This window comes from Trinickia violacea, assembly GCF_005280735.1.
Taxonomy (GTDB): Bacteria; Pseudomonadota; Gammaproteobacteria; order Burkholderiales; family Burkholderiaceae; genus Trinickia_A; species Trinickia_A violacea.
This window is the reverse complement of record NZ_CP040078.1, coordinates 2,928,344-2,954,294: the sequence shown is the minus strand read 5'-3', so window position 1 is coordinate 2,954,294 and position 25,951 is coordinate 2,928,344. Positions and strand designations below refer to the sequence as shown.

The following is a 25,951-nucleotide window of genomic DNA, read 5'->3' as shown; positions in this document are numbered from 1 at the left end:
TACTCAAGTCATAGCGGAAACCATCGAAGTCCCGAGACCTTGAACATTGGAGAGCGGCGATGTCTGAAGTGCAATTCAAGACCCATGGCGAGTTGATTCGAAGCCGTCGGCCCGGTCACGGCATGCCCGGCGAGCTGTTCGGCCGCCAGGATGTTTTCGAAACGGACGTCGAGGTCTTTTTTCACAAACATTGGATTCTGGTCGGGGTGACGGCGGATGTCCCCGAGCCGGGCGATGTTTCGACCGTCGATATCGGCAAGGCATCCATCATCATCGTGCGTGACGATGACGAAAACGTTCGAACCTACCGGAACGTCTGCCGCCATCGCGGCGCGCGTCTGAAAGAGGCGGGGAAGTCGACGGTCGGCATGCTGGTCTGTCCTTACCACCAGTGGACATACGACCTCGATGGAAGCCTGCGCCACGCTGCCCACATGGGAAAGGACTTCGACCCGACCTGCCGCAGTCTGCTTCCGGTGCACACGAAGATCGTGGGGACGCACATCTTCGTATGCCTCGACGAGCATGCGCCGGAAGACATCTCGAAGCTCGAAGCAACGATGGCGCCGCGTTTCGCACCCTACGACCTTCGTAACACCAAGATTGCCTTCGAACAGGAAATCATCGAGAACGGCAACTGGAAACTCGTGATGGAAAACAATCGCGAGTGCTATCACTGCCAGGCCACCCATCCGGAATTGACGGCGTCGTTTCTGCCGGAAGACTTCGGCTTCTGCCCTGAGAATCTCAGCGAAGAATCGCTTCGCGCACTCGAAGAGTACAGGGCCCGCAACGCAGCCTGCCAGGCAAGCTGGGAGCGCGACGGATTTGTCGGCGCTACTGTCGAGTGGCTGGACGAAGATGCGGTCACGCAGTTCAGAACGCAGCAGCTCGTCATCGCCGGTAACGGCGAATCGCAGACCCTCAGCACCCAGGTCGCGAGCACCAAGCTGTTCGGCAATCTTCAGCGGCGCGACCTCGGCGATACGCACCTCTGGACGCACAATTCGTGGACGCATGTCATGAGCGACCATGCGGTGATCAGCTACATCATTCCGCTCGCTCCCGACAAGACGCTGGTTCGCTCCAAATGGCTCGTGCATGCCGATGCCGTTGAAGGCGTGGACTACAACATCGAGGATTTAACCGAAGTTTGGATTGCGACCAATACGCAAGACAAGCACCTCGTCGAAATCACGCATGAAGGCACCCAGGACCCGGCGTACGCACCGGGCACGTTCTCGCCTTTCACGGAAACCTATGTGGATCAGTTCTCGCGCTGGTACGCAGCGCGATTGAACGCGCACGGTGTTTGAAGAGCTAAGGCCATGAACGCTGTTGAAAGCATCTTCGACTCCGCACCCACAGCGGCCGACAGGCTCACCCACGCCAGCACGTGGGAAAGCGGCGGCAAGCTCTGGGCGAGCAACGAGCGGCAGACGCTGACGTGTTGCCGTGTTGTCGACGAAACCCACGACGTCAAGAGCTTTGAGTTCCGCACGGGCGATGGACTGCCCGTGCGTTTCGAACCGGGTCAATTCATGACGGTGTCGGCGAACGTGGAGGGGCAACCGGTCGAGCGCTGCTACACGATTTCGTCGCCTCCGACGCGCCCCTATCTGCTGTCCATCACGGTAAAACGGGTTCCGGGCGGCGTCATGTCCAATTGGCTCCACGACAACATGAAGCCGGGATGTCAGTTGCAGGGGTACGGCCCCTCCGGCACCTTCACGCCGACCTGTGCTCCTGCGGCAAAGTCGATCTACCTGTCGGCGGGTTCGGGCGTGACGCCGTTGATGTCGATGACGCGCGCCGGCATCGACCTCGGGCTCGACCGCGATATCGCGTTCGTCCACAGCGCAAGGACGCCCGCCGATATCGTCTTTCGCGCTGAATTGCAGAGGCTCGCGAAGCTGTCGCCCCGTCTTCGCCTTTTCTTTGTGTGCGAAAGCATCGGAGATGAAGCGGATTGGGCCGGAGCGATGGGGCGGCTCAGTCTCGCGCTCCTGTCGGAGTGGATACCGGATTACGCAGACCGGGAGGTGTTCACGTGCGGGCCGGCGGGCTACATGAGCGCGGTCAGGGCATTGCTTCGAGAAGGCGGTCATGACCCGGCGCGCTATCACCAGGAAAGCTTCGACATCACGGCGGGTGCGACGCCGGAGCCAGCTCCATCGAAAGGCGACGTTGCGCAACAAACCTATACGGTGAAGCTTTCCCGCTCGGCGAAGACGTTCACGATGAGCCCATCGGAAACCGTGCTTGCCGCGGCGAAAAAGGCGGGCGTGCCAGTCGCATCGTCGTGCACCCAAGGCGTGTGCGGCACCTGTAAAACCAAGGTGCTCGAAGGCACGGTGGACATGCATCACAACGGCGGGATTCGGGACAGAGAAGTTCAGAAGGGTTTCCACCTGCTTTGCTGCAGCCGTCCTACCTCCGATTTAGTGCTTGAACTGTGACAGGTCACCCTATGAACCGAGGCAACGTCGCGTGCGGCGAGACGATGGACACGAGTGCTGTCGCCGACCAGAAAGGGACGGAAACAACTTTGCTCGACGTCCGCGCGTACAGACTAGCCCGGGTGCGGGAGCAACTGCGGAAGAACAACTGCCCCGCCATATTGCTCTACGACCCGGTCAATATCCGCTACGCGACGGATACATCGAACATGCAGATCTGGACGGGCCGCAACCCGTCGCGATACGTGATGGTGTTTGCCGATGGCCGCGTCATCGCCTGGGAATTTCATAGCTGCGAGCATGTGTGGGACGGATTGAATCTGGACCTCGATCTGCGCAGCGCGGTCAGCTGGACCTTCTTCAACGCGGGCACCGAAGCGGAGCGCCGCGTCGACGTGTGGGGCGCCGAGATTGTCGACGTACTGAGCCAGCGTGCGCCGAACGAACTCCGTCTGGCGGTGGACCGGCTCGATCCCCTCGGCGCGGCCTATCTGACTCAGCATGGCCTGAACCTCGTTGATGGGCAGGCCATGATGGAGATGGCTCGCGCGGTGAAGTCTTCGGGAGAGCTCGTGCTCATGGGCGAGTCGCTACGCGCATGCGAGAAGGGGATCGAGCGCATGCACCGCGAGCTTCGGCCGGGAATGACCGAGCAGGACCTCTGGGCCAACCTTCACTACGAGAACATTCGGCACGGTGGAGAGTGGATTGAAACGCGTCTTCTCGCGTCGGGAGACCGGACCAATCCATGGATGCATGAATGCTCTTCACGGGTTCTGCAGCACGGCGAGCTGCTGGCGTTCGATACCGACATGGTCGGACCGAACGGCTACTGCTCGGATATCTCCCGGACGTGGACGGTAGGCCATACTCAACCCTCCGACGAACAGCGAAAGCTGTATGAAAGGGCCTATTCGCAAGTCCATTTCAACATGGACCTGTTGCGCCCAGGCATGGCGTTCCGCGAGTTCTCGGAACGGGCCTGGAAGATACCCGAGCGGTATCTAAAGAACAGATATAGCTGCGTGGCGCATGGCATCGGCATGGTCGACGAATATCCGAACATCGCGCATCAGGTCGATTGGGAAGGCGGCGGTTATGACGGCCGGTTTGAAGTCGGCATGACGCTTTGCGTAGAAAGCTATATCGGCGCGGAGGGAGGCAATCAGGGCGTGAAGCTCGAGCAGCAGGTGGTGCTGACGGAGAGCGGTTGCGTGCCGCTTACATCGTGCGGCTTTGAAACCGACTGGCTGTGAGAGGGTCGACGGGCGATTTGCATTCCAGCACGAACAATGTTTTCAGGAATGGAGATCGACTTGGCCCTTATGCATGCCGATACTGAGCGCATTCCAAACCGAGCCGAGGGGCAAGCAAATGGACGAGCGTAAGCGAGACAGCATGGTTGCGTATCTGCGCCGCCGCATGGCGCAGGTTGGCATTAAGGTGGCGGATCTCGCGGCGGCGCTTGCTGAAGACCGGAGCAAGCAGAAATCGGTGCGCTATCGCAACGCATTCGGCGACACGTGGGATGGCAAAGGCGCGATGCCGCAATGGCTCGTCCAAGCCACGAGCGCTGGGCAGTCGTTGGAGCACTTCGCCGCAGCGAAGCCGGCAAAGAAGCTCGTTAGCCGCGCACCCGCGACCGTCGACTGGAGCAAGGACCCGTTTGCCGGCACGCGATTGGCAACAGCTCGTGCGTAATACGGCGCAGCGCGCTGGGAAAACACACGCCTATTCGTGCTGGGCGAAAAGCCACTTGCGCATCGATTCACTCGCTTCCCGATGGGCATTGGCCTGTGGGTACACGACGTAGAAGCCGAGCGACGTGGGAAACGAAAAGTCGAAAACTCGCCGCAAACGACCCTCCGCAATATCGCGCTCGACAAGCGGCTCACTGGTCAGCGCGATACCCTGGCCGGCGATCGCCGCATCAATGGCGAGTAACGACTGGTTGAACCGTGGTCCTTCCATGGGATCGACGTGGGTGCTTCCACCGATAAATACTCGAGTCCCTCTCCAGTGAGTGCAAGCCCCCTCGGCAATCGCCGGAACAGTTGAACGTCGATAACATCTTCAAGATGCCTCACCTGTTGCGCAACGGCCCCCTGCGTGACGCCGAGCTCATCGGCCGCCAAGCGGAAATTGAGGTGTCGTGCCGATGCTTCGAAGGCGCGAAGCGCGTTGAGCGGTGGAAGCCGGCGGGTTCGCAACAGGTCTCTCATGCAGTAGAAATTCTACAGTCTGACCGAAGAAATCATGATTCGACGGCTTCGTTCTATCGCCGTAGAGTTTGGCTTTGATAGGCCGGCAGACGCCCCGAAGCGGCGCTCTGCCGGCAGCTTAAAGGAGAGCAGGATGACTGTAGAAAAAGTGGCATTGGTGACGGCGGCTGGCAAGGGCATGGGGGCGGCGATCGCCAAGGATCTCGCGGCGAATGGCTATCGGGTGGCGCTGATGTCGCCATCGGGCAGTGCTGTCGAGCTGGCGGAGGAATTGGGTGGATTCGGCATTGCGGGGTCCGTCACCGAGGAGGCGGATATCGATCGTTTGGTTTCCGAAACCCTCGCGAAGTATGGCCGTATCGATGCGGTCGTGAACAATACGGGCCATCCGCCCAAGGGCGATCTCCTTGCCATCGAGGACAGTCAATGGCACGAAGGGCTGGATCTGATCGTGCTGAACGTCGCTCGCGTACTACGTCGTGTCACGCCGGTTTTTCTGAAGCAGGGCGGCGGAGCGGTCGTCAATATTTCAAGTTTCGCGGCAGACGCGCCGGAGCAGGCCATGCCGGTTTCTTCCGCGCTGCGCGCGGCACTCAGTGCATTTACGCGCCTGTATGCCGATCGTTACGCCAAGGACAACATCCGGATCAACTCGGTTCTGCCCGGCTTCATCGACAGCTGGCCGGAGACGCCTGAAATCGTCGCGCGCATTCCGGTCGGCCGGTTTGGCAAGACTCAGGAGATTGCTAAAACGGTGACGTTCCTGCTGTCGGATGGCGCCGGCTACATGACCGGCCAGAATATTCGGGTCGACGGCGGCATCGTGCGAGCCTTGTAAAGCACGCCCAGAGTTCGATATCCGTCTATGAGCGAAATGACCGATCTACTCGACCGGATATGGTCGTTACTGAGTTCCGGTGCAGATGCCGGAGCGACGCGCTCGCCTTTCACCATGCTCCAGGCGGCGACGTTGGGGCTGGACGGGGCGCCGAAGGCGCGCACGATCGTGCTGAGGGGGGTAAGTCAAGAAGAAGCCTCATTGACCTTCCATACCGACGTGCGATCGGAAAAGGTCTCGGAGTTGAGGAAAGATAGCCGGATTGCGCTCACTGGCTGTGATCTGGACGCGGGCATCCAGATCCGTGCCGAAGGCGTCGCGCGGGTGGTGGATAGCGTGGAGGAGCGAAGCGCTTTCTGGAGCGCAAGCAGGCCTCGCACGTTAATTGTCTACCGCGCGCCGCTGGTCCCTGGCACGGTCATCAAGTCGCCGATAGACGCGCACGCGACAGCCGAGCAAGGGAACGTCGACCCGAACGCTGGCCTTGAGAACTTTTGCCTCGTGACTGTTGAGGTGAACAGATTCGACTATCTCGATCTGGCGCCAAACGGTCATGCTCGCGCAAAGTTCGTTCGCGAGAACGGGATTTGGCACGGAAGCTGGGTGGCACCCTGAGTCCGTCGCCACCACCCGCCGGTTACAGAGATTCGGCGTGCTCCCTGCAGAGGTTCAGCATTCTCTGAATCATGGTGCTCGAATAGTTGAGCCCCATTTCGTCCGTGAAGAGTGCCTGAACGCTGGAGAGCCGCACGGCGATGCCTGCTGTCAGCAGTTCCCTTTCGGCAATTTTCAGCGCAAGTTGGCCGATTTCCACACGCTCGAGCCAATCCATCGACACCAGATGCCGAGCGAGCCACGCGCGGCCATTGGCCACCACGTGGTCCACTCGCCACTCTTGGGTCAGTGCGTAAGACGCAGCGGCCGTTGCGACCAGAAAACAGAGCAGGTCGGCGCGCCCGTCGGGGATTTGGTTGATATCGCGATTGTTCATCGTTGCTTCGGGTAGGCAAGTGCGGCGAAGTTCAATCAGGGTAGTCGATTTTGAAGCGTCGTACACCTCGGGTTCCCTCAAATTGCTGAACCGCTCCTAGTCGTTCATCTACGCGTGCGCAGCACGGATGCGTATTCGAATTTCCGAAGGGTTAGGGCAATCGCCTAGTTGACAGGCCAAGTTTTGACTTTTTAATATGCATACAACGCTGCACACATAGAAGAACGCAGAGTTGTGTGGTGTGATCGCGCTTCATCTTCGGGATTACCCTTATTTGAGAGGTCAAAATGGTCCGGCTGTCTCGTTTCACTCATCAGGCGCTTTTGTGTTTGGCCGCAGCCAGCTGCGTGATGGTCAGCGCGGCGTCCCGCGCCGATGACACCAGCGCTTGGCAGAGCGTGAAGAAGGCGGGAGTGCTGCGCTGCGGCGCCGCGGTCGCGCCCCCGTATGTCATGCGCGACCCGAAGACCGGTGAATACAGCGGCTTCTTTTCGGACCTCTGCCGGAACTTTGGGCAGAACGTTCTCAAGGTGAAAGTCGAATTCGTCGACACGACGTGGGACAACATCGTGGCCGGCCTGCAATCGGACAAATGGGACTTGTCGATGGCGCTCAACGACACGCCTGAGCGTGAGAAGGCCATCGCCTTCTCCGCGCCTGCTACCGACTACAACGTTTCGCTGGTCTACAACAAAAACAATCCCAAAGTTCTCAAGGGTGCAAGCAGCCTGGCCGATATCGACAAGCCCGGCGTGACCATCGCCGTGATGTCGGGCACCGCGCAGGACAAAGCGATTTCGGCCGTCATCAAGCAGGCTCAAATCATGCGCTTGCCGGGCAACGACGAGACACGTCTGGCGCTCATGTCCAAGCGAGCGGATCTCTTGGCGGACGCGAACATCACCAACATGCTGCTGACGGAGGCACACCCGGAATGGGCTGTCGCCATTCAGCCCAATCCGCCGCTCGCCCAACAGGAAGTCGCATTCGGCGTCCGGAAAGAAACGTCCAAGGCCGACCTCGACGTGCTCAACGCGTATCTCAATCAGCAAGTCAAATCGGGCGCGGTCAACCGTCTGATCAAGACGTCGGTTCAGGCCATGCTCGTGCCGAACAAGTAATTCGGTTCACACGCCGCGCGCCTCCAGGGCGCGCTCCGCTGGAGAGATTTCATGTTGTCACCGCAAACCATGGTTGCCCCATCTCACGTACCGCCGACGGTTTCAGATTTTTCGCCCTCGACCATCGGCGACTTTGTGCAGTTCCGGGACGTCTACAAGTCCTACGGCGAAAACCTGGTCGTCATGGACCACATGAATCTCGACATGCGCGCCGACGACCGCCTCGTCATCATCGGCCCGAGCGGAAGCGGCAAGAGCTCGCTCTTGCGCGTCATGATGGGTTTGGAGGGAGTCCAGGGCGGACAGATAGGATTTCAGGGCAAGCCGTATATCCACGGCGCGGATTCGGGTCGATCGAAACGCATCGACGCCAAGCTGCAAAAGCAGATCGGCATGGTGTTTCAGCACTACACGCTCTTCCCTCATCTTTCCGTGCTGAGCAATCTGATCCTGGCGCCCGTCAAGGTCGGCGGCATCTCCAAAGCGGAGGCGACGGAGCGGGCACGCGTGTACCTTGCCCGACTCGGTCTCGAAAGCAAACTTCACGCGTATCCGAGCCAGCTTTCCGGCGGCCAGAAGCAACGGGTTGCGATCGCGCGCGCCCTGATGCTCGAGCCGAAGCTGATGTTGTTCGACGAAGTCACTTCGGCCTTGGACCCCGAGATGGTCATTGAAGTGCAGAACGTGATGCTCCAGCTTGCCGAGCAGAAGATGGCCATGATCATCGTGACGCACGACATGCATTTCGCGCGTGATATCGCGACGCGTGTCGTCTTTTGCGCAAGCGGAAAAATCGTAGAGCAGGGTGCGCCTGCCGACATGTTCAAGTGCCCGAAGGAAGCGCGCACTCGGGAATTCCTCGAGAAAGTGCTGCATCTCGATTGAGGCCCGCCATGCACTACCACTTCGATTTCAATTTTCTGGCGGGCAGCATTGGCGCTTTGCTCGCGGGTCTCAAGGTCACCATCGAGCTTGCGGTGGCATCCAACATCATGGGGCTGGTGCTCGGCTTTCTCCTGTGCCTTCTGGCCATGAGCCGTTGGATCATCGTGCGCTGGCCGGCGCAGTTGTTTATCGAGTTCTTCCGTTGCACGCCGGCGCTGCTGCAAATCGTCTGGTTCTTCTACTGCATTCCGATGATGGTCGATGTCTTCATCGACCCTATCGTAATGGGCGTGCTGGCCCTCGGCTTGAATCTGACCGCATTCAACGCGGAGGCTTACCGCGCGGGCGTGCAGGCCGTTCCGAAAGAGCATCTCGATGCATGCGTCGCCCTAGGCTTGAAGCCGTGGCAGCGGACCGTCCATGTGATTTTGCCGCAGGCGCTTCGAAGCGCGATGCCGGTTCTTATGACCAACGGCATTGGAAGTCTGCAGCAGAGCGCGCTGGTAGCCATCGTGGCGGTGGCGGACCTGATGTATGTCGGCAAGAGCCTCGCGACCGAGGCGTATCGGCCCCTCGAGACCTACACGGTGGTCGCGCTAATTTACTTTGCGCTTTCCCTGCCCATTGCAAGGCTCGTTCATGTGATCGAGCGTCGGCAGGACCTCGCGGTCCAGCGTTGAGGAGAAGACCATGCAACTCGATTTCTCGACTGTGTTGCCCTATTGGCTGGTCTTGCTCAAAGGTTTGGGGCTCACGCTCGCATTCACGAGCAGCTGTGCCGTGATTGGAAGCCTTGCCGGATTCGTTTTAAGTCTGCTGCGGATGTCCCCTTCGCGGTGGATGAAAGCAGCGACGACGCTTTACGTCGAATTCTTCCGCGGGACACCGTTGCTCATCCAGTTGTTCTGGGTCTTCTTCTGCTTTCCGGTGGTGTTCAGGCTTCCGATACCGCCCTACCTGTCAGTGGTTATCTCACTGACGCTGTACATGGCGGCTATCACCAGCGAGACATTTCGTGGCGCGCTGAAGTCCATCTCCGCCGAGCAGCACGATGCCTGCATCGCGTTGAGCCTCTCGCCGCAGGCAAAGATTCTCTACGTGATTTTTCCGCAGGCCTTGCTGCGCGCAATTCCGCCTTTCCTGTCAAACATCGTCAGCCTCTTCAAAGAGAGCGCGCTCATTTCCTCGGTTGGCGTTGCCGACCTGATGTTTGTCGGTCAGAACATTTCGAACAGTACGGCACGGCCAGTGGAATTTCTGACAACCGTCGCGATGATTTACTTCCTCGTCGCTTTCCCGCTGACGCGTCTGGTCGGCGTGGTCGAGACGCGATTTCTCAGGCGTTTTGCCTATTAACCCAACCAGTCCATCGTTACGTGGAGAACCACTCATGGAGATGAAAGGAATTTTGCCCGCGCTTGTTACGCCGTTCAATGCGTCCGGCGCGGTCGATCACGACACGCTTGCGTCCATCCTCGAGTTTCAGCTCGAGGCAGGCGTCAGCGGGTTCGTGCCGCTGGGCTCGACGGGCGAATATTACGCGCTGACGCACGATGAGCGCCGCGCCATCCTGAAGACCGTTCGGGAAGTGGTCGGCGATCGCGGTTTGCTCATTGCAGGGGCAAATGGTTCGTGCACGCGTGAAGTGATCGAGCAGACTCGCCTGGTGCGCGACGCCGGCTACACGAACGTTTTGATCGCGCCGCCGTACTACGCGCTGCCTTCACAGGAAGAGCTCGTCGGCCACTATGAAGCGATTCTCGAAGCAGTGCCGGACGTCAATGTGATTTTGTACAACTATCCGGTGCGTACCAACGTCGAAGTCGGCTTCGGCGTGCTCGACGCGTTCAAGGATAACGCGCGGGTTGTCGGCATTAAGGAAAGCAGCGGCAATCTCCTGCGCGCCATCGAAATCGGCGAGAAGTACAAGGGCAGCTATCAGCTGTCCTGCGGCTCCGATGACCAGGCGCTCGACTTCTTCCTCTGGGGCGCCACGAGCTGGATTTGCGGACCGGCGAACTGTTTTGTGAAACCGGTTGTCGACTTCTACAACAAGTTCAGCGCAGGCGACATCCGGGGTGCCCAGAGCGTGATGCGTTCCTTGTTTCCAGTCATGGCCACCATGGAAGCCGGCAAGTTCGTGCAAAAGGTGAAATACGGTTGTGAACTGGCTGGCTTCAAGGTAGGCGCAGCACGGATGCCGCTGAAGCCGCTGACCGACGAAGAGAAAGCAGCGTTCAGGGCGGTGTTTGAAGCTGCGCAGGTGTGAAGCACGCGCGCCGGCCGAAACATCGCGTCGGCGCGATTTCGACGAGACCTCGGGAATGACGAGACATAGTTTCAGGTGTATCGAAGGCCACACGGAAGGTATGCCGGTGCGCATGGTGGTCGACGGGGCGCCCGCGCTTGCGGGCGACTCGATGAATGAGCGTCGCGAAGATTTTGTCGCAAGGTACGACTGGATTCGTCGTTCTCTGATGCTCGAGCCCCGCGGCCACTCGCACATGTCCGGGACCCTCCTGTATCCGCCGCTGACCGCAGAGTCGGACATGAGCCTGCTCTTCATCGAGACGTCGGGCTGCTTGCCGATGTGCGGACATGCATCGATCGGCTCCATTTCGTTCGCGCTCGAAGCGGGTCTCGTTCATCCGAAGTTGCCCGGCACGATTGTCGTCGACGTGCCTGCCGGGCGGCTCACCGCTCGCTATGAAACAGACGGCAGCCGCGTCAAATCTGTCCGCTTTACGAATGTTCCGAGCTTCCTTCTCTACCAAGACGTGGAGGTGGTGCATCCCAAGTTCGGCAAGCTGGCTGTCGATATTGCGTACGGCGGAAACTTCTATCCGATAGTCGAAGTGCAGCCGAATTTTCCCGGCTGCGAGCATTTCACGCCGGATGAACTGCTCGAGTGGGGGCGCCAGATGCAAGCCCTCGTCAACGAAACGGTCGACGTCGTTCACCCTGATCACCCCAAGATTCGCGGCGTGAAGCACTGCATGTGGACGGGCGCACCGGTCTCGAAGGACGCGGATGCGCGCGCAGTCGTGATTGCCGGCGAGAGTCTGATCGACCGTTCTCCCTGCGGAACCGGCACGTCGGCGCGCGTGGCGCAGCGTCATGCAAGAGGGCTTCTGCGAGAGGGGCGTACCTTTACGCATCAAAGCCTTATCGGTAGCTGCTTTATCGGTCGAGTCGAATCGACGATCAAGCTGAAGAGCGGTCTTGATGCAGTGCTGCCTAGCATCGAGGGGCGCGCATGGATAACCGCGCGCTCAGAGCACTACGTCGACGACTCGGAGCCGTACGCGCTTGGCTTCGGTCTGCAGGAGTTTTCAAAGTGAACGCGGTTCCTCATCCATTTTCCTCGGCCAATCCGATGCCTGCATCGCAGGAAACCGCTGCCGTCATAGGCGGCGGCATCGTTGGCGTGTGTTGCGCGCTCTACCTCCAGCGCGCAGGCTATTCCGTCACGCTCGTGGACCCGGAGGCACCCGGCAATAGCACCGCAAAGTGGAGCTGCGGGCAGATGGCGGTGAGCGAAATCATCCCGCTGTCGAAACCTGGGATCTTGATGAAAGTGCCCGGCTGGTTGATGGATCAGAAGGGGCCGCTTGCGCTGCGCCCCAGTGCGTTGCCGGGCATCCTGCCCTGGTTCTTCCGCTTCCTGATGTGCGCGCGTCGTTCGAAAATCGTCGAGATTGCTCAAGCGATGGCGACCCTGACACATGACGTCTATGCCGACTTTGCCCCTCTGCTGGATGCCTGTGAAGACAAGACTTTGATGGGCGAACGCCCGATTCTGGAAGTGTTCGACAGCCCTGCCGGCATCGCTCACGAGCAACCGCATCTCGACCTGCGCACATCCCTCGGTTTCAAGTCGCAGCGGCTGAACGCAAAAGAAATCGGCGACTTGGAGCCCGCATTGGCGGGACGCTTCGCTCACGGTTTGCTGTTTCCCGACTGGCGTGCGGTGAGCGATACCGAAGGTTTTATCGCCGCGCTGACGGAGAGCTTCGTTTCGCAAGGTGGCCGGCGCGTGCGGACCGAGGTTGCCCGCATCGACGAGTCGAATGGACGAGCAACCGGTGTGACGCTGGCAAACGGCGAGCGCGTTCAGGCTGGCAGCGTGGTCGTCGCCGCGGGTGTGGGCTCCCGACGCTTTTTCGACGCGCTGGGTGTCAGCGTGCCCTTGGAGGGAATCGCGGGGTACCAAGCGGTACTGCCGAATCCCGGCGTCGAATTCCGCCACTCCATCATCTATGCCGACGGCGGCTTCTGCTTCACTCCGATGACGCGCGGCCTTCAGATTGGCGGGACGATCGAGTTCGCCGGGCGTGACGCGAAGCCTAACTTCAAGCGCGCCGACATCATTCTTGAAAAGGCCAAGCGGGTATTGCCGGAGCTCAGAACGGACGCTGTCGAGTATGGCGTCGGCTACCGTCCGTTCCTGCCGGACACAAAGCCCATCATCGATCGCTCGCGCCGTCTGCAGAATGTCTTCATGGCATTTGGCCACGGACAGCTCGGTCTCACGCTGGGCGCCACGACCGGACGTCTCATTGCCGATATGGTTGCCGGTCGTCCAGTAAAACAGAACCTCACGCCCTTTAGCGCGTACCGCTTCTCCTGAAGAGACCAACGTCATGAAATCGTACGAGCATTTGTATATCAATGGCCAGTGGGTTGCTCCCATCAAAGGCGGAACCTTCGAATCAGTCGACCCGAGCAACGAGAAAGTGCTTGCGAAGGTCGCTGCCGCAACGTCGGAAGACATCGACCTTGCGGTCAAGGCCGCTCGCAAGGCTTTTGACGAGGGGCCATGGCCACGTATGAGCGGTGCGCAGCGCGCGGTTGTTCTTCGCAGAATCGGCAAGGGCATTCGCGATCGTCTCCAGGAACTCGCTGAAGTCGAAGTTCGCGACAACGGCAAGCCGCTTCCCGAAGCGCTTTGGGATTTGGGCGATGCGGCAGGTTGTTTCGAGTTCTATGCGGGTCTCGCCGAGAAGCTCGACGAGAACGCAGAAACGACAATCGCGCTTTCGGACGACCGCTTCCGCTCGATCGCGCGCAAGGAGCCCATTGGTGTCGCCGGGGCCATCATCCCGTGGAATTTTCCGATGCTGATGGCCGCATGGAAGGTCGCGCCTGCATTGGCGGCCGGTTGTACGATGGTTTTGAAGCCCTCGGAGCTGACTCCGCTGACTGCGCTGGAACTGGCGGACATCACTACGGCCGCGGATCTTCCACCCGGCGTGCTGAATGTCGTAACCGGTCTTGGCAAAGAAGCCGGAGCGCCGTTGAGCGAGCATCCCGGCATCGACAAACTGGCGTTCACGGGCAGCGTCCCAACCGGCAGCCGAATCATGCAGGCCGCGGCGCGCGACATCAAAAACGTGAGCCTGGAACTCGGCGGCAAGTCGCCGTTCATTGTCTTTGACGACAGCGATATCGATGCGGCCGTCGAGTGGATCATGTTCGGAATCTTCTGGAACCAGGGCGAGGTTTGCTCGGCAACGTCCCGGGTTCTCGTGCAACGCGGCATCTACGATCGTCTGCTACAGCGGCTCGAAGAGGAAACACGCAACATCACCATCGGCAACGGTCTTGAAGAAGGCGTGCTGCTCGGACCTCTCGTCAGCCAGGGACAGTACGAGAAAGTGCTCGAAGCGGTAGTGCGCGGCAAGGAAGAAGGCGCTCGGCTGGTAACGGGTGGCGGGCGGCCGTCGCATCTCGACAAGGGCTACTTCATGGAGCCCGTCGTTTTTGCGGACGTCCCCGAAGATAGCTGGGTGTGGCAGGAGGAGATATTCGGACCTGTCGTATGCATTCGACCGTTCGACGATGAACTCGAAGCGGTACGATCCGCAAACGACTCGCGCTTTGGTCTTGCCGCAGCCGTGATGTCGCGCGATACGGAGCGATGCGAGCGTGTGGCGCGAGCGCTGCGCGCCGGCATCGTCTGGATCAACTGCAGCCAGCCTACCTTTACCGAAGCGCCGTGGGGCGGTTACAAGCAAAGCGGCATCGGCCGCGAACTCGGCGAGTGGGGCCTGAACAACTACCTCGAAACGAAGCAGATCACGCGGTATGACAGCGACAAGCCGTGGGGCTGGTACATCAAGTAACGTGGGGCATTCATGCGCTGGAAGAAAACACTTCAACTCGTCGACGTCCATTGCGAAGGCGAGATCGGCAAAGTTATCACGGGAGGCGTGGTCGGCATCCCCGGTGAAACGATGCTCGACAAGATGAACTACATCAACGAGGTCGACGACAGTCTGCGCAGGCTGGTCGTGCTCGAGCCGCGAGGCTGCCTCCAGATGTCGGTCAATCTTCTGCTGCCGCCGACTCGCCCGGAGGCGCATGCCGGGTTCATCGTGCTGCAGGCGGACAAGGCGCATCCGATGTCCGGGAGCAACGCCATCTGCGTCGTCACCGCGCTGCTCGAGCTCGGCATGGTGGAGATGCAAGAGCCCGAAACGACCGTGGTCCTCGACACGCCGGCGGGCCTCGTCACCGCTCGCGCAACATGCAAGGACGGGCGCTGCACGGGGGTCTCGCTCGACATGGTTCCCGCGTTTGTCGAGCAGCTGGACTTCAGCTTCGATACGCCGCAGCTCGGAAAAATCAAAGCGGACATCGCGTTCGGCGGTGTTTATTACGCGCTTGTCGACGTCGAGCAAGCGGGATTGGCCATTGCCCCCGAGAACGCCCGCGAACTGGCTGAGCTTGGCGTTGCGCTGAAGGACATCATCAATCGGCAGATTCGGATACAGCATCCTCTTTACCCGCAGATCAACGAAGTCGCCTATGTGATGTTTCGTCATCGCATCAGCGACGAGCTGTATCAAACGTGCACGACACTGCCTCCCGGCCGGGTCGACAGGTCGCCGTGCGGAACAGGAAGCTCGGCCAATCTGGCGACGCTGGCTGCTCGGGGCTTGGCGGACGTTGGCAGCCGGCTGAAATCGCGCTCGACGATAGGCGGGGAGTTCAACGTCGAGCTGCTTGGCAAGACCTACGTGGGAGGAAAGCCGGCGGTGCTTCCGCGTGTTCAGGGGCGGGCGTGGGTCTACGGTTTTCAGCAAATCGGCGTCGACCCGGACGACCCGCTGGCAGCGGGCTTCATGCTGAGCGATACGTGGGGCTCGGGCTTTCCGAAAGCCTAAGAGGCGTGGTACGCGCGATGCTAAACTTGAACGCGCGCCCGTCTTTTCGGGCCCACGACGATGGTGGTGAAACGATGAACAAAGGCACGACGGAGACTGAGTCCAACGGCCGTCGACATGGCGGACGGTACATCTATGAGGAGTTGCGAAAGCAGATTTTGACGCTGCAACTCAGACCCGGGGCCCCATTAGACGAAGTGTCGCTCGCGGCACAGTTCGGTCTTTCTCGCTCCCCGGTTCGCGATGCTCTCGCGCGGTTGATCAGCGAAGGGCTGGTGACCATACTTCCGAACCGGACGACGCTCGTCACGCCGTTCGAAATCGCCGAATTCCCGAAGTACATTTCGGCGTTGGACCTCATCCAGCGCGCGGTGACCCGGCTGGCCGCCTTGCATCGCACGGACGCCGACCTCGCGCGCATCCGCAAAGCGGATGACGTTTACATGCGGGCGGTCGAAAGCGGCGACTTCCAGGCGATGTCCGAAACGAACAAAGCGCTGCACATGGCCATTGCGCACGCGGCGAACAATCCCTACTTCGTCGGCTATTACGAGCGGCTTCTCGGTGAAGGGCAGCGGTTGCTGCATCTGCATTTTGATTTCACGGTCAGCTCGCCCACGGCAGGGAAGCTGGGACGTGACCATGAGGAGTTGATTGACGCGATCGCGCGTAAAGACGGCGATGCGGCAGAAAAAGCAGCCCACGAGCACACCATGCTGTTCCAGAAGCGTTTCCTCGATTACATGCGGCAGAACATGACGGAATCGATGGCGATTCTGTGAGCCGTTTATCGACGCCCTTTCTTTTTTCCCGCTTGCCGCGCTTCCCAAGCAGCAAGCGCCGCTTCATAGCGTTCCAGCGCCTCGTCATACAAATCGAACACACAGGGTGAGCAGCCGCTATGGCAGCAATCGTCCAGATCCGGTTGTTGCGGCGGTGTCGGACGAGGGTCGTCGAGCGATGGATCCGAATGGAGCGTTTTTGACACGGTGACATCCGCAAGACATGGAGTGGTCAGTATAGGTTGATCGCCACGATCCGCGCCCTTGCTTCCCACGCCTGAAATGACAAAGGACCTGAGCCTCTCGTGCGAGGATCTCAGGTCCCGGGTTGGCGCATTCCGCGGGAAATACCACGTGCCCGCGGATTACGCGGCCATCAGTGATGGCGCATCATGCCTCGATCGCAGCCGTCTCTTCGACCAAAGGCGTGCGAATCAGGTAATCGAACGCGCTCAACGCCGCCTTCGCGCCGTCGCCCGCCGCGATCACGATCTGCTTGTACGGCACGGTCGTGCAGTCGCCCGCGCCAAAGACACCCGGCACGTTCGTGTGCCCCTTGGCATCGACGACGATCTCGCCGAACCGGCTCAGCTCCACCGTGCCCTTGAGCCACTCGGTGTTCGGCACCAGGCCGATCTGCACGAACACGCCTTCGAGCGCGACCGTGTGTTCCGCGCCGCTCACGCGGTCCTTGAAGCGCAGGCCATCGACCTTGTTGCCGTCGCCCGTGATCTCGGTGGTTTGCGCGTTCACGTTCACGGTCACGTTGGGCAGGCTGTTGAGCTTCGCCACGAGAACCGCGTCGGCCTTGAGCTGGTCGGCGAACTCGATCAGCGTGACGTGCGCCACGACGCCCGCCAGATCGATCGCCGCTTCGACGCCCGAGTTGCCGCCGCCGATCACTGCGACGTGCTTGCCCTTGAAGAGCGGGCCGTCGCAATGCGGGCAGTAGGCCACGCCCTTGTTCTTGTATTCCTGCTCGCCCGGCACGTTGACGTTGCGCCAGCGCGCACCGGTCGAGAGGATGACGCTGCGGCTCTGCAGCACGCCGCCGTTTTCCATCCGTACGCCGACCAGGCCGCCCGGCTGCGCGGCCGGAATCAGCTCGACGGCGCGCTGTTGCGACATGATGTCGACGCCGTAGTGGCGCACTTGCGCTTCGAGCGCCGCGCCGAATTTCGGGCCGTCGGTCTCGAGCACCGAGATGTAGTTCTCGATCGACAACGTATCGTTGACCTGGCCGCCCATGCGCTCGACGGCGATGCCGGTGTCGATGCCCTTGCGCGCCGCGTAGACCGCAGCCGCCGATCCGGCGGGGCCGCCGCCGACGATCAGCACGTCGAAAGCGTCCTTGGCGTCGAGCTTGGCCGCTTCGCGCTCGGCGGAGCCCGTGTCGAGCTTGGCGACGATTTCCGCGAGGTCCATGCGTCCGGCGCCAAACATCTCGCCGTTGAGATACACGCTCGGCACGGCCATGATCTGGCGCTCGTCGACTTCGCTCTGGAACAGCGCGCCGTCGATCACCACGGTCTGCACGCGCGGATTCAGCACGGCCATCAGGCTCAGCGCTTGCACCACGTCCGGGCAGTTATGGCAGGACAGCGACATGTAGACCTCGAAGCGATAGTCGCCGTCGAGTGCCTTGATTTGCTCGATCAGCTCGGGCTCGACCTTGGGCGGATGGCCGCCGGTCCAGAGGAGCGCGAGTACGAGCGAGGTGAATTCGTGGCCGAGCGGGATAGCCGCAAAGCGCAGGCTTTGCTTGCCGCCCACCGGGCTCAAGCTGAACGACGGCTTGCGTGCGTCGTTGCCGTCGGTGCGCACGGTGATCTTGTCCGACAGCCCGCCGATGGCCTGCAGCAGCGTCTCGAGCTCGCGCGAGCTCGGCTGCTCGTCCAGCGATGCCACGATTTCGAACGGCTGGTTCACGCGTTGCAGATAGGCTTCCAACTGGGCTTTGAGGTTGTCGTCCAACATGATGATCCCCGATGCTTGAGAGGTTACGAACGTGGTGTTTCGGTGCCGGCCGGGAGGACCCCGGCCGGTTCGTCAAATCAATGACTGACGATGCAGACTCGGGAGAGCCTTAGATCTTGCCGACCAGGTCGAGCGACGGGGTCAGCGTCTTCGCGCCTTCCTTCCACTTGGCCGGGCAGACTTGGCCAGGGTTCTTGGCGACGAATTGCGCGGCCTTCAGCTTGCGCAGCGTTTCCGAGACGTCGCGAGCGATCGCGTTGTCATGCACTTCCAGCGTCTTGATCTGGCCTTCCGGGTTGATGATGAAGGTACCGCGCAGCGCCAGGCCTTCTTCCGGGATGTGCACGCCGAACGCGTTGGTCAGCTGGTGCGTCGGGTCGCCGACCAGCGGGAACTTCGCCTTGCCCACGGCTTCCGACGTTTCGTGCCACACCTTGTGCGAGAAATGCGTGTCGGTCGTGACGATGTAGACTTCCGCCTCGGCCTTTTGGAACTCGGCGTAGTTTTCTGCTGCGTCCTCGACTTCGGTCGGGCAGTTGAAAGTGAAGGCAGCCGGCATGAAGATCACGACCGACCACCGGCCCAAGAGCGACTGCTCGGTGACTTCCACGAACTTGCCGTTGTGGAATGCTTGTGCTTTGAACGGTTGGACTTGGGTGTTGATGAGCGACATAGAGTTTCCTTCAGCAGTGGGTGGATAGAACGGTTGGCGTGTAACCAGGCTCTATACTGAAGGAACGCTATCGTTTTTGCAAATCGATAGTGTCTATCTGGGCGATAGAAAAAATTTACTTAGGTCATAGTGTCGCGGGGGAAGGGGGCAATCAGGCGGGGCGATCAGGCGTCCGGCGACTCCAGCAGCCGGTCAGATACGCCGGGTTGACGGGAGGCACGAGCGGACCGCCTCTTTCGTCGGGGGGGCGGCCGGCGAAGGTGACCGGCACGCACGGCCGACTCCGATTTTACCCACACGCCAAAACATGCAAACGGTAAATATTGGATCGAGATAAACATATAAAAATAGAATAATTCTCACGCCGGTCCTTCGTCGTTACGCTGTGCTCACTATCGACGGCGAGGACCTATGACCGCTTCTGTTTCAACGTCTTTATTCGTGCGACGGCGCGTGCTGCGCGCGCTCGCGGCGGCGCCGCTGGCCGCGACCGCTTTCGCCTCGGGTGTGCGCCGCGCAAGCGCCGCCGACAGCTTGACGCTGGTGCTCGGCGATCAGGCCGGCGGCACCCGGGCGCTCGTCGAAGCCGCCAAGGCGCTGGACGGCGCACCGTACGCCTACCGCTGGGCCAACTTCCAGGGCGCGGCGCCGCTTTTCGAAGCGCAGCGCGCGGGCTCCGTCGATCTTGCGCCGGCGGGCGACCTGCCGGTTCTCGCGGCGGCCGTCGGCGACCCGACGCTGAAGATCGTCGCGACGCGCGTCGGTTCGGGCGCGCAGCTCGGCATTCTCGTCGGCCCCCGCTCGACGATCCGCACCGTTGCCGATCTGAAAGGGCGCACGGTTCACGTTTCGTCGGCGCGCGGCAGCATTTCGCAGTTCCAGTTGTACGGCGCGCTCGCGGAAGCGGGGCTCACGAAAGACGACGTGTCGGTGCGCTTCATCCTGCCCGTCGATGCCTTTGCCGCGTTTGAATCCGGTGCGATCGAGGTGTGGGCGACTTTCGATCCGTACTACGGCATCGCCGTGCAGCATGGAGCGCGGATTCTGCGCGACGGCACCGGCATCAACAGCGGGCTCGGCTTCATCACCGCGTCGGGCGAGGCGCTGGCAGACGCGAAGAAACGCGCGGCCATCGCCGACGTCCTCGTTCGCTATCAGCGCGCGGGCGACTGGGCACTCGCGAATCCCGACGCCTACGCGCAGATCTACGCGACGCTCACGCGCTCGCCGCTCGACGCCGCGAGGCAAATCACGAAGCGCGCGTCGCTAAAGCAGCGCTTCGTCAACGACGCCGATATCGAGGCGCTGCAGAAAGTGGCCGACCGCGCGTATCGCGATGCGATCCTGCCGCGCCGCATCGATGTGCGCGCGATTTCGGACACTCGCATTGCCGGTGCCGCATGACCTCGCTTTGACGGAACGCATCACCATGTCTACGCAAACTCAGACTCTCGACGTCGCCCGTTTCCCCGCGGACGACACACCCGTTTCGCGCGCGAGCGGCAAGCGAGTCGTCGCAGTGCTGGCCGTCTTTGGATGGCTTGGCGGCGCGGCCGTGACGCAATGGTGGCCGGCGCTCGACGACTGGCCCCACACGCGCGAGCTGCTGATCGTCAAGCTGTTGCTTGCCGCGCTGTCGCTGGCCATCGCTGTCGTTGCTTGGCGTTCTGGTGCATCGGCAAAGGTGCGGACGCAGCCGGGCCGTTTGAGTCTCGGAGCCTGGCTGAACGCGACGCCGTGGCTGCTTGCACTGTCGCTGGGGCTGACCACGTGGGAGGTCGTCACCGCGCAACTCGAATGGCTGCCGCGGCCGTTCTTCGCGCCGCCGCAAGCGTTGATCGCCGTGTTCGCCGACGATCTGCCGAGGCTCGCGTCGAGCGTCCTGCATTCGTTCGTGTTGCTCGCCTATGGCTACGTCGCGGGCGCGCTCGCAGGCTTCGTGATTGGCGTCAGCATCGGTTGGTCGAAAGCGGTCGGCTATTGGCTGCATCCCGTGTTGCGTCTGATCGGCCCGTTGCCTGCCACCGCGTGGCTGCCGCTCGCGTTCTTCTTCTTTCCGTCGAGCTTCAGCGCAAGCGTGTTCTTGACCGCGCTCGCGACCGCGTTCCCGGTTGCCGTGCTCACGTGGTCGGGCGTCGCGAGCGTGAATTCGGCCTACTACGACGTGGCCCGCACACTCGGCGCGCGGCCCACGTTCCTGATTCTGCGCGTCGCGATTCCCGCTGCATTGCCTTCCGTGTTCGTGGGACTTTTCATGGGGCTCGGCGCCTCGTTTGCGGTGCTGATCGTGGCCGAGATGATGGGCGTGAAAGCGGGCCTCGGCTGGTATCTGCAATGGGCGCAAGGCTGGGCGGCGTATCCGAACATGTACGCGGCGCTGCTCGTGATGGCGCTGATGTGCTCCGGGCTCATCACGCTGCTGTTCCGCGTGCGCGACCGTGTGCTCGCTTGGCAAAAAGGATTGCTCAAATGGTAGCCGCTTCGCTCGCCCCTTCTCACGTCCATTCCGCGCCCCCTCGAAAGCGGCAGGGCGCTCGCATGGATATCCGCAACGTCAGTCATCGGTTCGCACTGCGCGGCGACGTGCTGCCCGTGCTCGACGATCTCAGCCTCACCATCGAGCCGGGCGAGTTCGTCGCGCTACTCGGCGCGAGCGGGTGCGGGAAATCGACCTTGCTGCGTCTCGTCGCGGGCCTCGATGCGCCCGAGCGCGGTTCGATACATGCGGACGGCGAACGGGTCATGGGCCCGGACCCCTCGCGCGTCGTCGTATTCCAGGACCCGACGCTGTTCCCGTGGCGCACCGTGCGTGACAACGTCGCGCTAGGGCCGCAGGCGCAGCGTGCGAAACGCAAGGCGCTTGTCGGCGGCGCGCGGCACGACGCCGGCGAGCGTATCGATGCAGCGCTCGAACTGGTTGGCCTCGCAACATTCGCGAACGCTTTTCCGCATCAGCTCTCGGGCGGCATGGCGCAACGCGCGGCGCTGGCGCGCGCGCTCGTCAACGATCCGCACCTGCTCCTGCTCGATGAGCCCTTCGGCAAGCTCGATTCGCTCACGCGCATCCGCATGCAGGGCGAGCTCGTCCGCTTGTGGCAGGCAGAAGGCTTTTCGGTGCTGTTCGTCACGCATGACGTGGAAGAAGCGCTGGTTGTCGCGAACCGCGTCATCGTTCTGAGCGAGCGGCCGGCGCGCATCGTGGCGCAGGTCCGCAACGACGCGCCGTATCCGCGTCATCGCGACGACCCGGCACTCGTATCGTTGCGCCGCGAGGTCTTGGGGATGTTGGGCCTCGATACGTAGCAAAGGCAGCGGCGCGAAAAAAGATCCCATCACACATTGGGGAAGCAACGTCATGACTCTCTTTGACGAGAACACACCTTCGAACCTCGCGCGCCGCGCGTGGCTGCGCAACACGGCACGGGCGGCGGGCGCGGTGGCGCTTTCCGGCGCCGCGTTCGGGTTGCCCGCCGTGCGCGCGTCCGCGGACGAGGGGTTGAAGCCGCTCAAGCTCTCGTGGAACGCGGGCGCGATCTGCACCGCACCCGTCCCGGTCGCCGTCAAGCAGGGTTTTTTTCGCAAGCACGGTCTGGAGGTCGAACTCGTCAACTTCGCGGGCTCGACCGATCAGCTGCTCGAAGCCATCGCGACGGGCAAATCGGACGCGGGTGTCGGCATGGCGCTGCGCTGGATCAAGCCGCTGGAACAGGGCTTCGACGTCAAGCTGACGGCGGGCATCCACGGCGGCTGCATGCGGCTGCTCGCGACGCGGGCCTCGGGCATCGTCGATCTGCAAGGACTCAAGGGCCGCACGGTGGGCGTGAGCGACATGGCAAGCCCGGCGAAGAATTTCTTCGCGATCTCGCTGAAGAAGATCGGTGTCGATCCCGACAACGAGGTCCGCTGGCGGCAATATCCGGCGCCGCTCTTGGGCGAAGCGCTGAAAAAGGGCGAAGTGCACGCGATCGCCGATGGCGATCCGACCATCTGGACGCTGCGCGAGACGGACCATTTGCAAGAAGTGTCGAACAACTTGTGCGGCGAGTACGCCAACCGCGTGTGCTGCGTATTGGGTGTGCGCGGCTCGCTCGTCCGTAAGGACCGCGCGACTGCGCAGGCGCTGACGCAAGCGCTGCTCGAAGCCACCGAGTGGACCGCGGATCACCCGGCCGAAGCCGCTGCGATCTTCGCGCCGAATGCGCCGGGGGCGAATGTGGAGCAACTGACCGCGATGCTCAAAAGCCATACGGACCGCCATCACCCAGTGGGCGACGCGTTCAAGGAAATCGCGCTGTATGCCGACGATCTGAAATCGGTCGGCGTGTTGAATGAAGGGACGAGTTCGGATCGGTTTGCCGCGCGGGTGTTTGCGGATGTGCTGGTTTGAGCGGCGCTTGCCGCGAGGTTGTCCCGCCGAGTTCTTCCGTTTACGAGGATATCCGCTGCCGGTATCATGAAGTATCATCGATTTTGATACTTATCGTAATCCATGAAACCGCATGAAACTCTCCAGCCGGATCCGTGGCATTTTGCCCGGCCCGAACTGGCTGATGCCTATCTGCAAGCCTTTGATCTCAAGCTTTCGTCGGCCCGAGGTCTTTTTGCCCGCCGCCGCATGGGCAAAACGGAATTCCTGCGACGGGACCTGCTGCCAGCAGCGCTGGAGCATGGTTACCTCGTCGCGTATACGAACCTGTGGGACAGCCGCTCTTCGCCTGACTCGGCGCTCGTGTCGGCGCTCGCGGAAGCGCTGGAGCCGCAGGGCGTCAAGGCCGTGCTCGCGCGATTGGGCAAGCCGATCCGCAAAGTCAAGGCGAGCGCCAAAATTCCCGGCGGCGCCGAAGGTTCGCTCGAGGCCGAACTCTCGACACCGGAAATCGACCGCGCCTCGGCACTTCGCGAATTGCTCCGGCAGCTGGACCGCCAGAAGAAACCGCTGCTGCTGGTCATTGATGAAGCGCAGGTGCTCGCGCGCGCCGACCACAGTGATTTCGCCCACGCTTTGCGCGCTGCGCTCGACATTCGCAAGGATCGAATCAAGGTGATTTTTGCCGGCAGCTCCGAAACCACCTTGCGAGAAATGTTCGCGCGCGCTTCAGAGCCGTTCTATAACTGGGCGGCACTCGAGTCATTTCCGCTGCTCGGTGAAGAGTTCGTCGCGTTTACGATCAAGCTGATGAATAGCATGGCGCGCAACCGATTGACGCTCGAGCAGGGGAAGCATGCCTTTGACGAGCTGCACCGCACACCGGAGTTTTTTAAACGGTTCATCGAGCGATACATGCTGTACCAGGTTCAGGGCGCAGAGGCCGCGCTCGTGCATACCCGGGCCTCCGTTTTCTCGGACGAAAACTTCCTTAAACAGTGGTCTGGCATGAACCCAGCCGATCAGGCCGTCATCGCGCTAATCGCACGTGGCGAAACCGATATACATGGCGTTGCCGGGCTCGGCAGGCTATCGGCGCTGCTTGGCAAGCCGGCCACGAAGAATACCGCCGCGCATGCCTTGCGGCGGCTGCAGACGCAAAATGCGGTAACGCGGCTTGCCCTCGGCGACTATCGTATCGAAGACGAGGCGTTCGCCGAGTGGATCCGTCGGCGGTCAGCACCGCTGCGCTGACCCGGTCTCAACCCCCCGCAAACGCCGCACGTCCAAGATTGCCGAGTACGGTGTCATTCTGCGGCGTGTGGATGCGCGCGCACAGCACGTCGCGATAGTGGCGCTCCAGCGCGTTGTTGCGGCTCAGGCCCGGATTGCTGCTGGCTTCGAGCGCGAGTGCGACGGCGTCGATTGCGTGCTTGCTGACGAGGTACTTGATCGTCGGCGCCTCCGCCGCGCTCACGTGACCCGCCGCGCCGGCGTCGAGCAAGACGCGGTTGTTGAACAGCAAGGCGTCGATGCGGCCGACGGTCTGCTGAAAGCTGTCGAGGCTGGAAAGCGGTGCGCTCAATCCCGAGGGCACGCGATGCGCGGCCCATTGCACGAACCAGTCGCGCGCGGCTCGAGCGACGCCGTCGTAGATCGCCGGCAGCAGCACGTTCATCCAGACGTTCGTCACAGGGTCGAGACCTTGCCCTGGCCCCGGCGCTTGCAGATCGACCGCATGATCGAGCGGAACGCGCACGTTCTCGAAGATCACTTCATGGCTGCCCGTCGCGCGCATGCCAAGGTGGTTCCATGGCTCGCCGAAGCGGATGCCCGGCGTGTCGCGATGCACGAGCCAGGTGCCGACACGCGGCGAGGCTTCGTCCGTGCGTCCCCAAACGGCGAACCAGGTAAGGCCCGGGCTGCCCGTCGAGTAGAGCTTGCGCCCGTTCAGAATCCAGTGATCGCCTTCGATCCGGCTAACCGTTGCAGGCAGGCCGCCACGCGAAGGGGAACCGAGTTCGGGCTCGACGCGCAGCGAATTGATCAGCGCGCCGCGTTCGACGGCGTCGCGCGCGATGCGTTCTTTCAGCGGCACAGGCCAATTCGGATTGGCCTGCAATCGTAGATGGTAAAGGCACTGCATCACGAGAATCAGCGCCGTCGACGGCTCGCCGCGCGCGACGGCGCGGATCACTTTCAGTGTTTGCGCGAGGCTCGCTTCGCGTCCGCCGAGCGCGCTCGGCACCGTCAGCGAAAGCAGGCCGGCACGGCGCGGGCGTGCGAGGTTGTCGTGAGGAAAGATCGGGCCGGCGTCGAGCGCGGCGGCGCTCGCGCTGAATTCGTCCGTGAGCGCGGCGAGCCAGGCGTCGGCGCGCGGATGGTCGAGGTCGGCGAGCGCCTCCAGCGCCACGGCGTCGCGCTCGACGTCGGCGAGTGCGCTATCGGGATGACGGCGGGTCATGGGC

The 25,951-nt window shown here is 61.7% G+C and carries 26 protein-coding genes and 1 pseudogene; 21 read left to right on the top strand and 6 right to left on the bottom strand.

Annotated features, from left to right (window positions below; all coding sequences use genetic code 11):
• Positions 1 to 59 precede the first annotated feature (59 nt).
• The 4 genes from FAZ95_RS35345 to FAZ95_RS35330 all read left to right on the top strand — a co-directional run bounded on the left by FAZ95_RS35345 (position 60) and on the right by FAZ95_RS35330 (position 4,160).
• Positions 60 to 1,316, top strand: coding sequence for an aromatic ring-hydroxylating oxygenase subunit alpha (locus FAZ95_RS35345; protein ID WP_137337013.1), 1,257 nt, complete (start codon positions 60 to 62; stop codon positions 1,314 to 1,316).
• A 12-nt stretch (positions 1,317 to 1,328) separates the two neighbouring features.
• Positions 1,329 to 2,459, top strand: coding sequence for an FAD-binding oxidoreductase (locus tag FAZ95_RS35340; protein WP_137337012.1), 1,131 nt, complete (start codon positions 1,329 to 1,331; stop codon positions 2,457 to 2,459).
• A gap of 44 nt (positions 2,460 to 2,503) precedes the next feature.
• Positions 2,504 to 3,715, top strand: coding sequence for a M24 family metallopeptidase (locus FAZ95_RS35335; RefSeq protein ID WP_175425902.1), 1,212 nt, complete (start codon positions 2,504 to 2,506; stop codon positions 3,713 to 3,715).
• Between the two features lie 118 nt (positions 3,716 to 3,833).
• Entirely contained in the window at positions 3,834 to 4,160 is a 327-nt protein-coding gene (locus FAZ95_RS35330) for an H-NS family nucleoid-associated regulatory protein (protein WP_137337010.1), read from the top strand.
• Positions 4,161 to 4,190: 30 nt separating this feature from the next.
• On the opposite strand, the pseudogene FAZ95_RS40600 reads toward FAZ95_RS35330, so the two are convergent.
• Positions 4,191 to 4,681, bottom strand: a pseudogene (locus tag FAZ95_RS40600) (LysR family transcriptional regulator).
• A 133-nt stretch (positions 4,682 to 4,814) separates the two neighbouring features.
• On the opposite strand from FAZ95_RS40600, the gene FAZ95_RS35320 reads away from it, so the two are divergent.
• Both FAZ95_RS35320 and FAZ95_RS35315 read left to right on the top strand, forming a co-directional pair.
• Entirely contained in the window at positions 4,815 to 5,519 is a 705-nt protein-coding gene (locus tag FAZ95_RS35320) for an SDR family oxidoreductase (protein ID WP_137337756.1), read from the top strand.
• Positions 5,520 to 5,555: 36 nt separating this feature from the next.
• Positions 5,556 to 6,134 carry a pyridoxamine 5'-phosphate oxidase family protein gene (locus FAZ95_RS35315; RefSeq protein ID WP_137337755.1) on the top strand — a complete coding sequence of 193 codons (579 nt, stop codon included), beginning with the start codon at positions 5,556 to 5,558 and terminating at the stop codon, positions 6,132 to 6,134.
• 22 nt (positions 6,135 to 6,156) lie between these two features.
• Here FAZ95_RS35315 and FAZ95_RS35310 read toward each other — a convergent pair whose 3' ends face one another.
• Positions 6,157 to 6,510 (bottom strand): hypothetical protein, encoded by a 354-nt coding sequence (locus FAZ95_RS35310; protein ID WP_137337009.1) that lies wholly within the window; start codon positions 6,508 to 6,510, stop codon positions 6,157 to 6,159.
• 329 nt (positions 6,511 to 6,839) lie between these two features.
• Here FAZ95_RS35310 and FAZ95_RS35305 point away from each other — a divergent pair, with 329 nt between their 5' ends.
• The 10 genes from FAZ95_RS35305 (at position 6,840) to FAZ95_RS35260 (ending at position 16,467) form a co-directional block, all read left to right on the top strand.
• Positions 6,840 to 7,631, top strand: a complete 792-nt coding sequence (locus FAZ95_RS35305; protein ID WP_254700122.1) for a transporter substrate-binding domain-containing protein — start codon at positions 6,840 to 6,842, stop codon at positions 7,629 to 7,631.
• A 51-nt stretch (positions 7,632 to 7,682) separates the two neighbouring features.
• Positions 7,683 to 8,516 carry an amino acid ABC transporter ATP-binding protein gene (locus FAZ95_RS35300; RefSeq protein WP_137337007.1) on the top strand — a complete coding sequence of 278 codons (834 nt, stop codon included), beginning with the start codon at positions 7,683 to 7,685 and terminating at the stop codon, positions 8,514 to 8,516.
• On the top strand, positions 8,459 to 9,196 hold the full coding sequence (locus FAZ95_RS35295; RefSeq protein WP_254700121.1) for an amino acid ABC transporter permease: 738 nt from the start codon (positions 8,459 to 8,461) through the stop codon (positions 9,194 to 9,196). The genes FAZ95_RS35300 and FAZ95_RS35295 overlap by 58 nt, the downstream gene beginning before the upstream one ends.
• A gap of 10 nt (positions 9,197 to 9,206) precedes the next feature.
• The gene (locus FAZ95_RS35290) at positions 9,207 to 9,872 is read left to right on the top strand and encodes an amino acid ABC transporter permease (RefSeq protein WP_137337006.1); all 666 of its coding nucleotides are present in this window, start codon (positions 9,207 to 9,209) and stop codon (positions 9,870 to 9,872) included.
• 34 nt (positions 9,873 to 9,906) lie between these two features.
• A complete protein-coding gene (locus FAZ95_RS35285) occupies positions 9,907 to 10,785 on the top strand; it encodes a dihydrodipicolinate synthase family protein (protein WP_137337005.1) in 879 nt (292 codons plus the stop codon).
• 55 nt (positions 10,786 to 10,840) lie between these two features.
• Positions 10,841 to 11,857 (top strand): 4-hydroxyproline epimerase, encoded by a 1,017-nt coding sequence (locus FAZ95_RS35280; protein WP_137337004.1) that lies wholly within the window; start codon positions 10,841 to 10,843, stop codon positions 11,855 to 11,857.
• 35 nt (positions 11,858 to 11,892) lie between these two features.
• Entirely contained in the window at positions 11,893 to 13,146 is a 1,254-nt protein-coding gene (locus FAZ95_RS35275) for an NAD(P)/FAD-dependent oxidoreductase (RefSeq protein ID WP_137337753.1), read from the top strand.
• 13 nt (positions 13,147 to 13,159) lie between these two features.
• A complete protein-coding gene (locus FAZ95_RS35270; RefSeq protein ID WP_137337003.1) occupies positions 13,160 to 14,641 on the top strand; it encodes an aldehyde dehydrogenase family protein in 1,482 nt (493 codons plus the stop codon).
• 12 nt (positions 14,642 to 14,653) lie between these two features.
• On the top strand, positions 14,654 to 15,685 hold the full coding sequence (locus tag FAZ95_RS35265) for a proline racemase family protein (protein WP_137337002.1): 1,032 nt from the start codon (positions 14,654 to 14,656) through the stop codon (positions 15,683 to 15,685).
• A 74-nt stretch (positions 15,686 to 15,759) separates the two neighbouring features.
• Entirely contained in the window at positions 15,760 to 16,467 is a 708-nt protein-coding gene (locus tag FAZ95_RS35260; protein WP_175425842.1) for a GntR family transcriptional regulator, read from the top strand.
• 5 nt (positions 16,468 to 16,472) lie between these two features.
• On the opposite strand, the gene FAZ95_RS35255 is transcribed toward FAZ95_RS35260, so the two are convergent.
• The 3 genes from FAZ95_RS35255 to ahpC all read right to left on the bottom strand — a co-directional run bounded on the left by FAZ95_RS35255 (position 16,473) and on the right by ahpC (position 19,117).
• Complete coding sequence (locus FAZ95_RS35255) at positions 16,473 to 16,673, bottom strand: oxidoreductase-like domain-containing protein (protein WP_137337001.1); 201 nt, start codon at positions 16,671 to 16,673, stop codon at positions 16,473 to 16,475.
• Positions 16,674 to 16,857: 184 nt separating this feature from the next.
• Positions 16,858 to 18,444, bottom strand: coding sequence for an alkyl hydroperoxide reductase subunit F (gene ahpF / locus FAZ95_RS35250; protein WP_137337000.1), 1,587 nt, complete (start codon positions 18,442 to 18,444; stop codon positions 16,858 to 16,860).
• Between the two features lie 109 nt (positions 18,445 to 18,553).
• Positions 18,554 to 19,117, bottom strand: a complete 564-nt coding sequence (gene ahpC, locus FAZ95_RS35245) for an alkyl hydroperoxide reductase subunit C (RefSeq protein ID WP_137336999.1) — start codon at positions 19,115 to 19,117, stop codon at positions 18,554 to 18,556.
• Between the two features lie 411 nt (positions 19,118 to 19,528).
• On the opposite strand from ahpC, the gene FAZ95_RS35240 reads away from it, so the two are divergent.
• The 5 genes from FAZ95_RS35240 (at position 19,529) to FAZ95_RS35220 (ending at position 24,737) form a co-directional block, all read left to right on the top strand.
• Positions 19,529 to 20,521, top strand: a complete 993-nt coding sequence (locus FAZ95_RS35240; protein ID WP_137336998.1) for an ABC transporter substrate-binding protein — start codon at positions 19,529 to 19,531, stop codon at positions 20,519 to 20,521.
• 25 nt (positions 20,522 to 20,546) lie between these two features.
• Positions 20,547 to 21,593, top strand: coding sequence for an ABC transporter permease (locus FAZ95_RS35235; protein ID WP_137336997.1), 1,047 nt, complete (start codon positions 20,547 to 20,549; stop codon positions 21,591 to 21,593).
• A complete protein-coding gene (locus tag FAZ95_RS35230) occupies positions 21,587 to 22,420 on the top strand; it encodes an ABC transporter ATP-binding protein (protein ID WP_137336996.1) in 834 nt (277 codons plus the stop codon). Before FAZ95_RS35235 ends, FAZ95_RS35230 begins: the two co-directional genes overlap by 7 nt.
• 52 nt (positions 22,421 to 22,472) lie before the next feature.
• Positions 22,473 to 23,504: an ABC transporter substrate-binding protein gene (locus FAZ95_RS35225; RefSeq protein ID WP_137336995.1), complete on the top strand. Its 1,032-nt coding sequence runs from the start codon at positions 22,473 to 22,475 to the stop codon at positions 23,502 to 23,504.
• 102 nt (positions 23,505 to 23,606) lie between these two features.
• Positions 23,607 to 24,737, top strand: coding sequence for an ATP-binding protein (locus FAZ95_RS35220; protein WP_137336994.1), 1,131 nt, complete (start codon positions 23,607 to 23,609; stop codon positions 24,735 to 24,737).
• 7 nt (positions 24,738 to 24,744) lie between these two features.
• Here the strand turns inward: FAZ95_RS35220 and FAZ95_RS35215 are convergent, their stop codons facing one another.
• A complete protein-coding gene (locus FAZ95_RS35215; RefSeq protein WP_137336993.1) occupies positions 24,745 to 25,947 on the bottom strand; it encodes an acyl-CoA dehydrogenase family protein in 1,203 nt (400 codons plus the stop codon).
• Positions 25,948 to 25,951 lie beyond the last annotated feature (4 nt).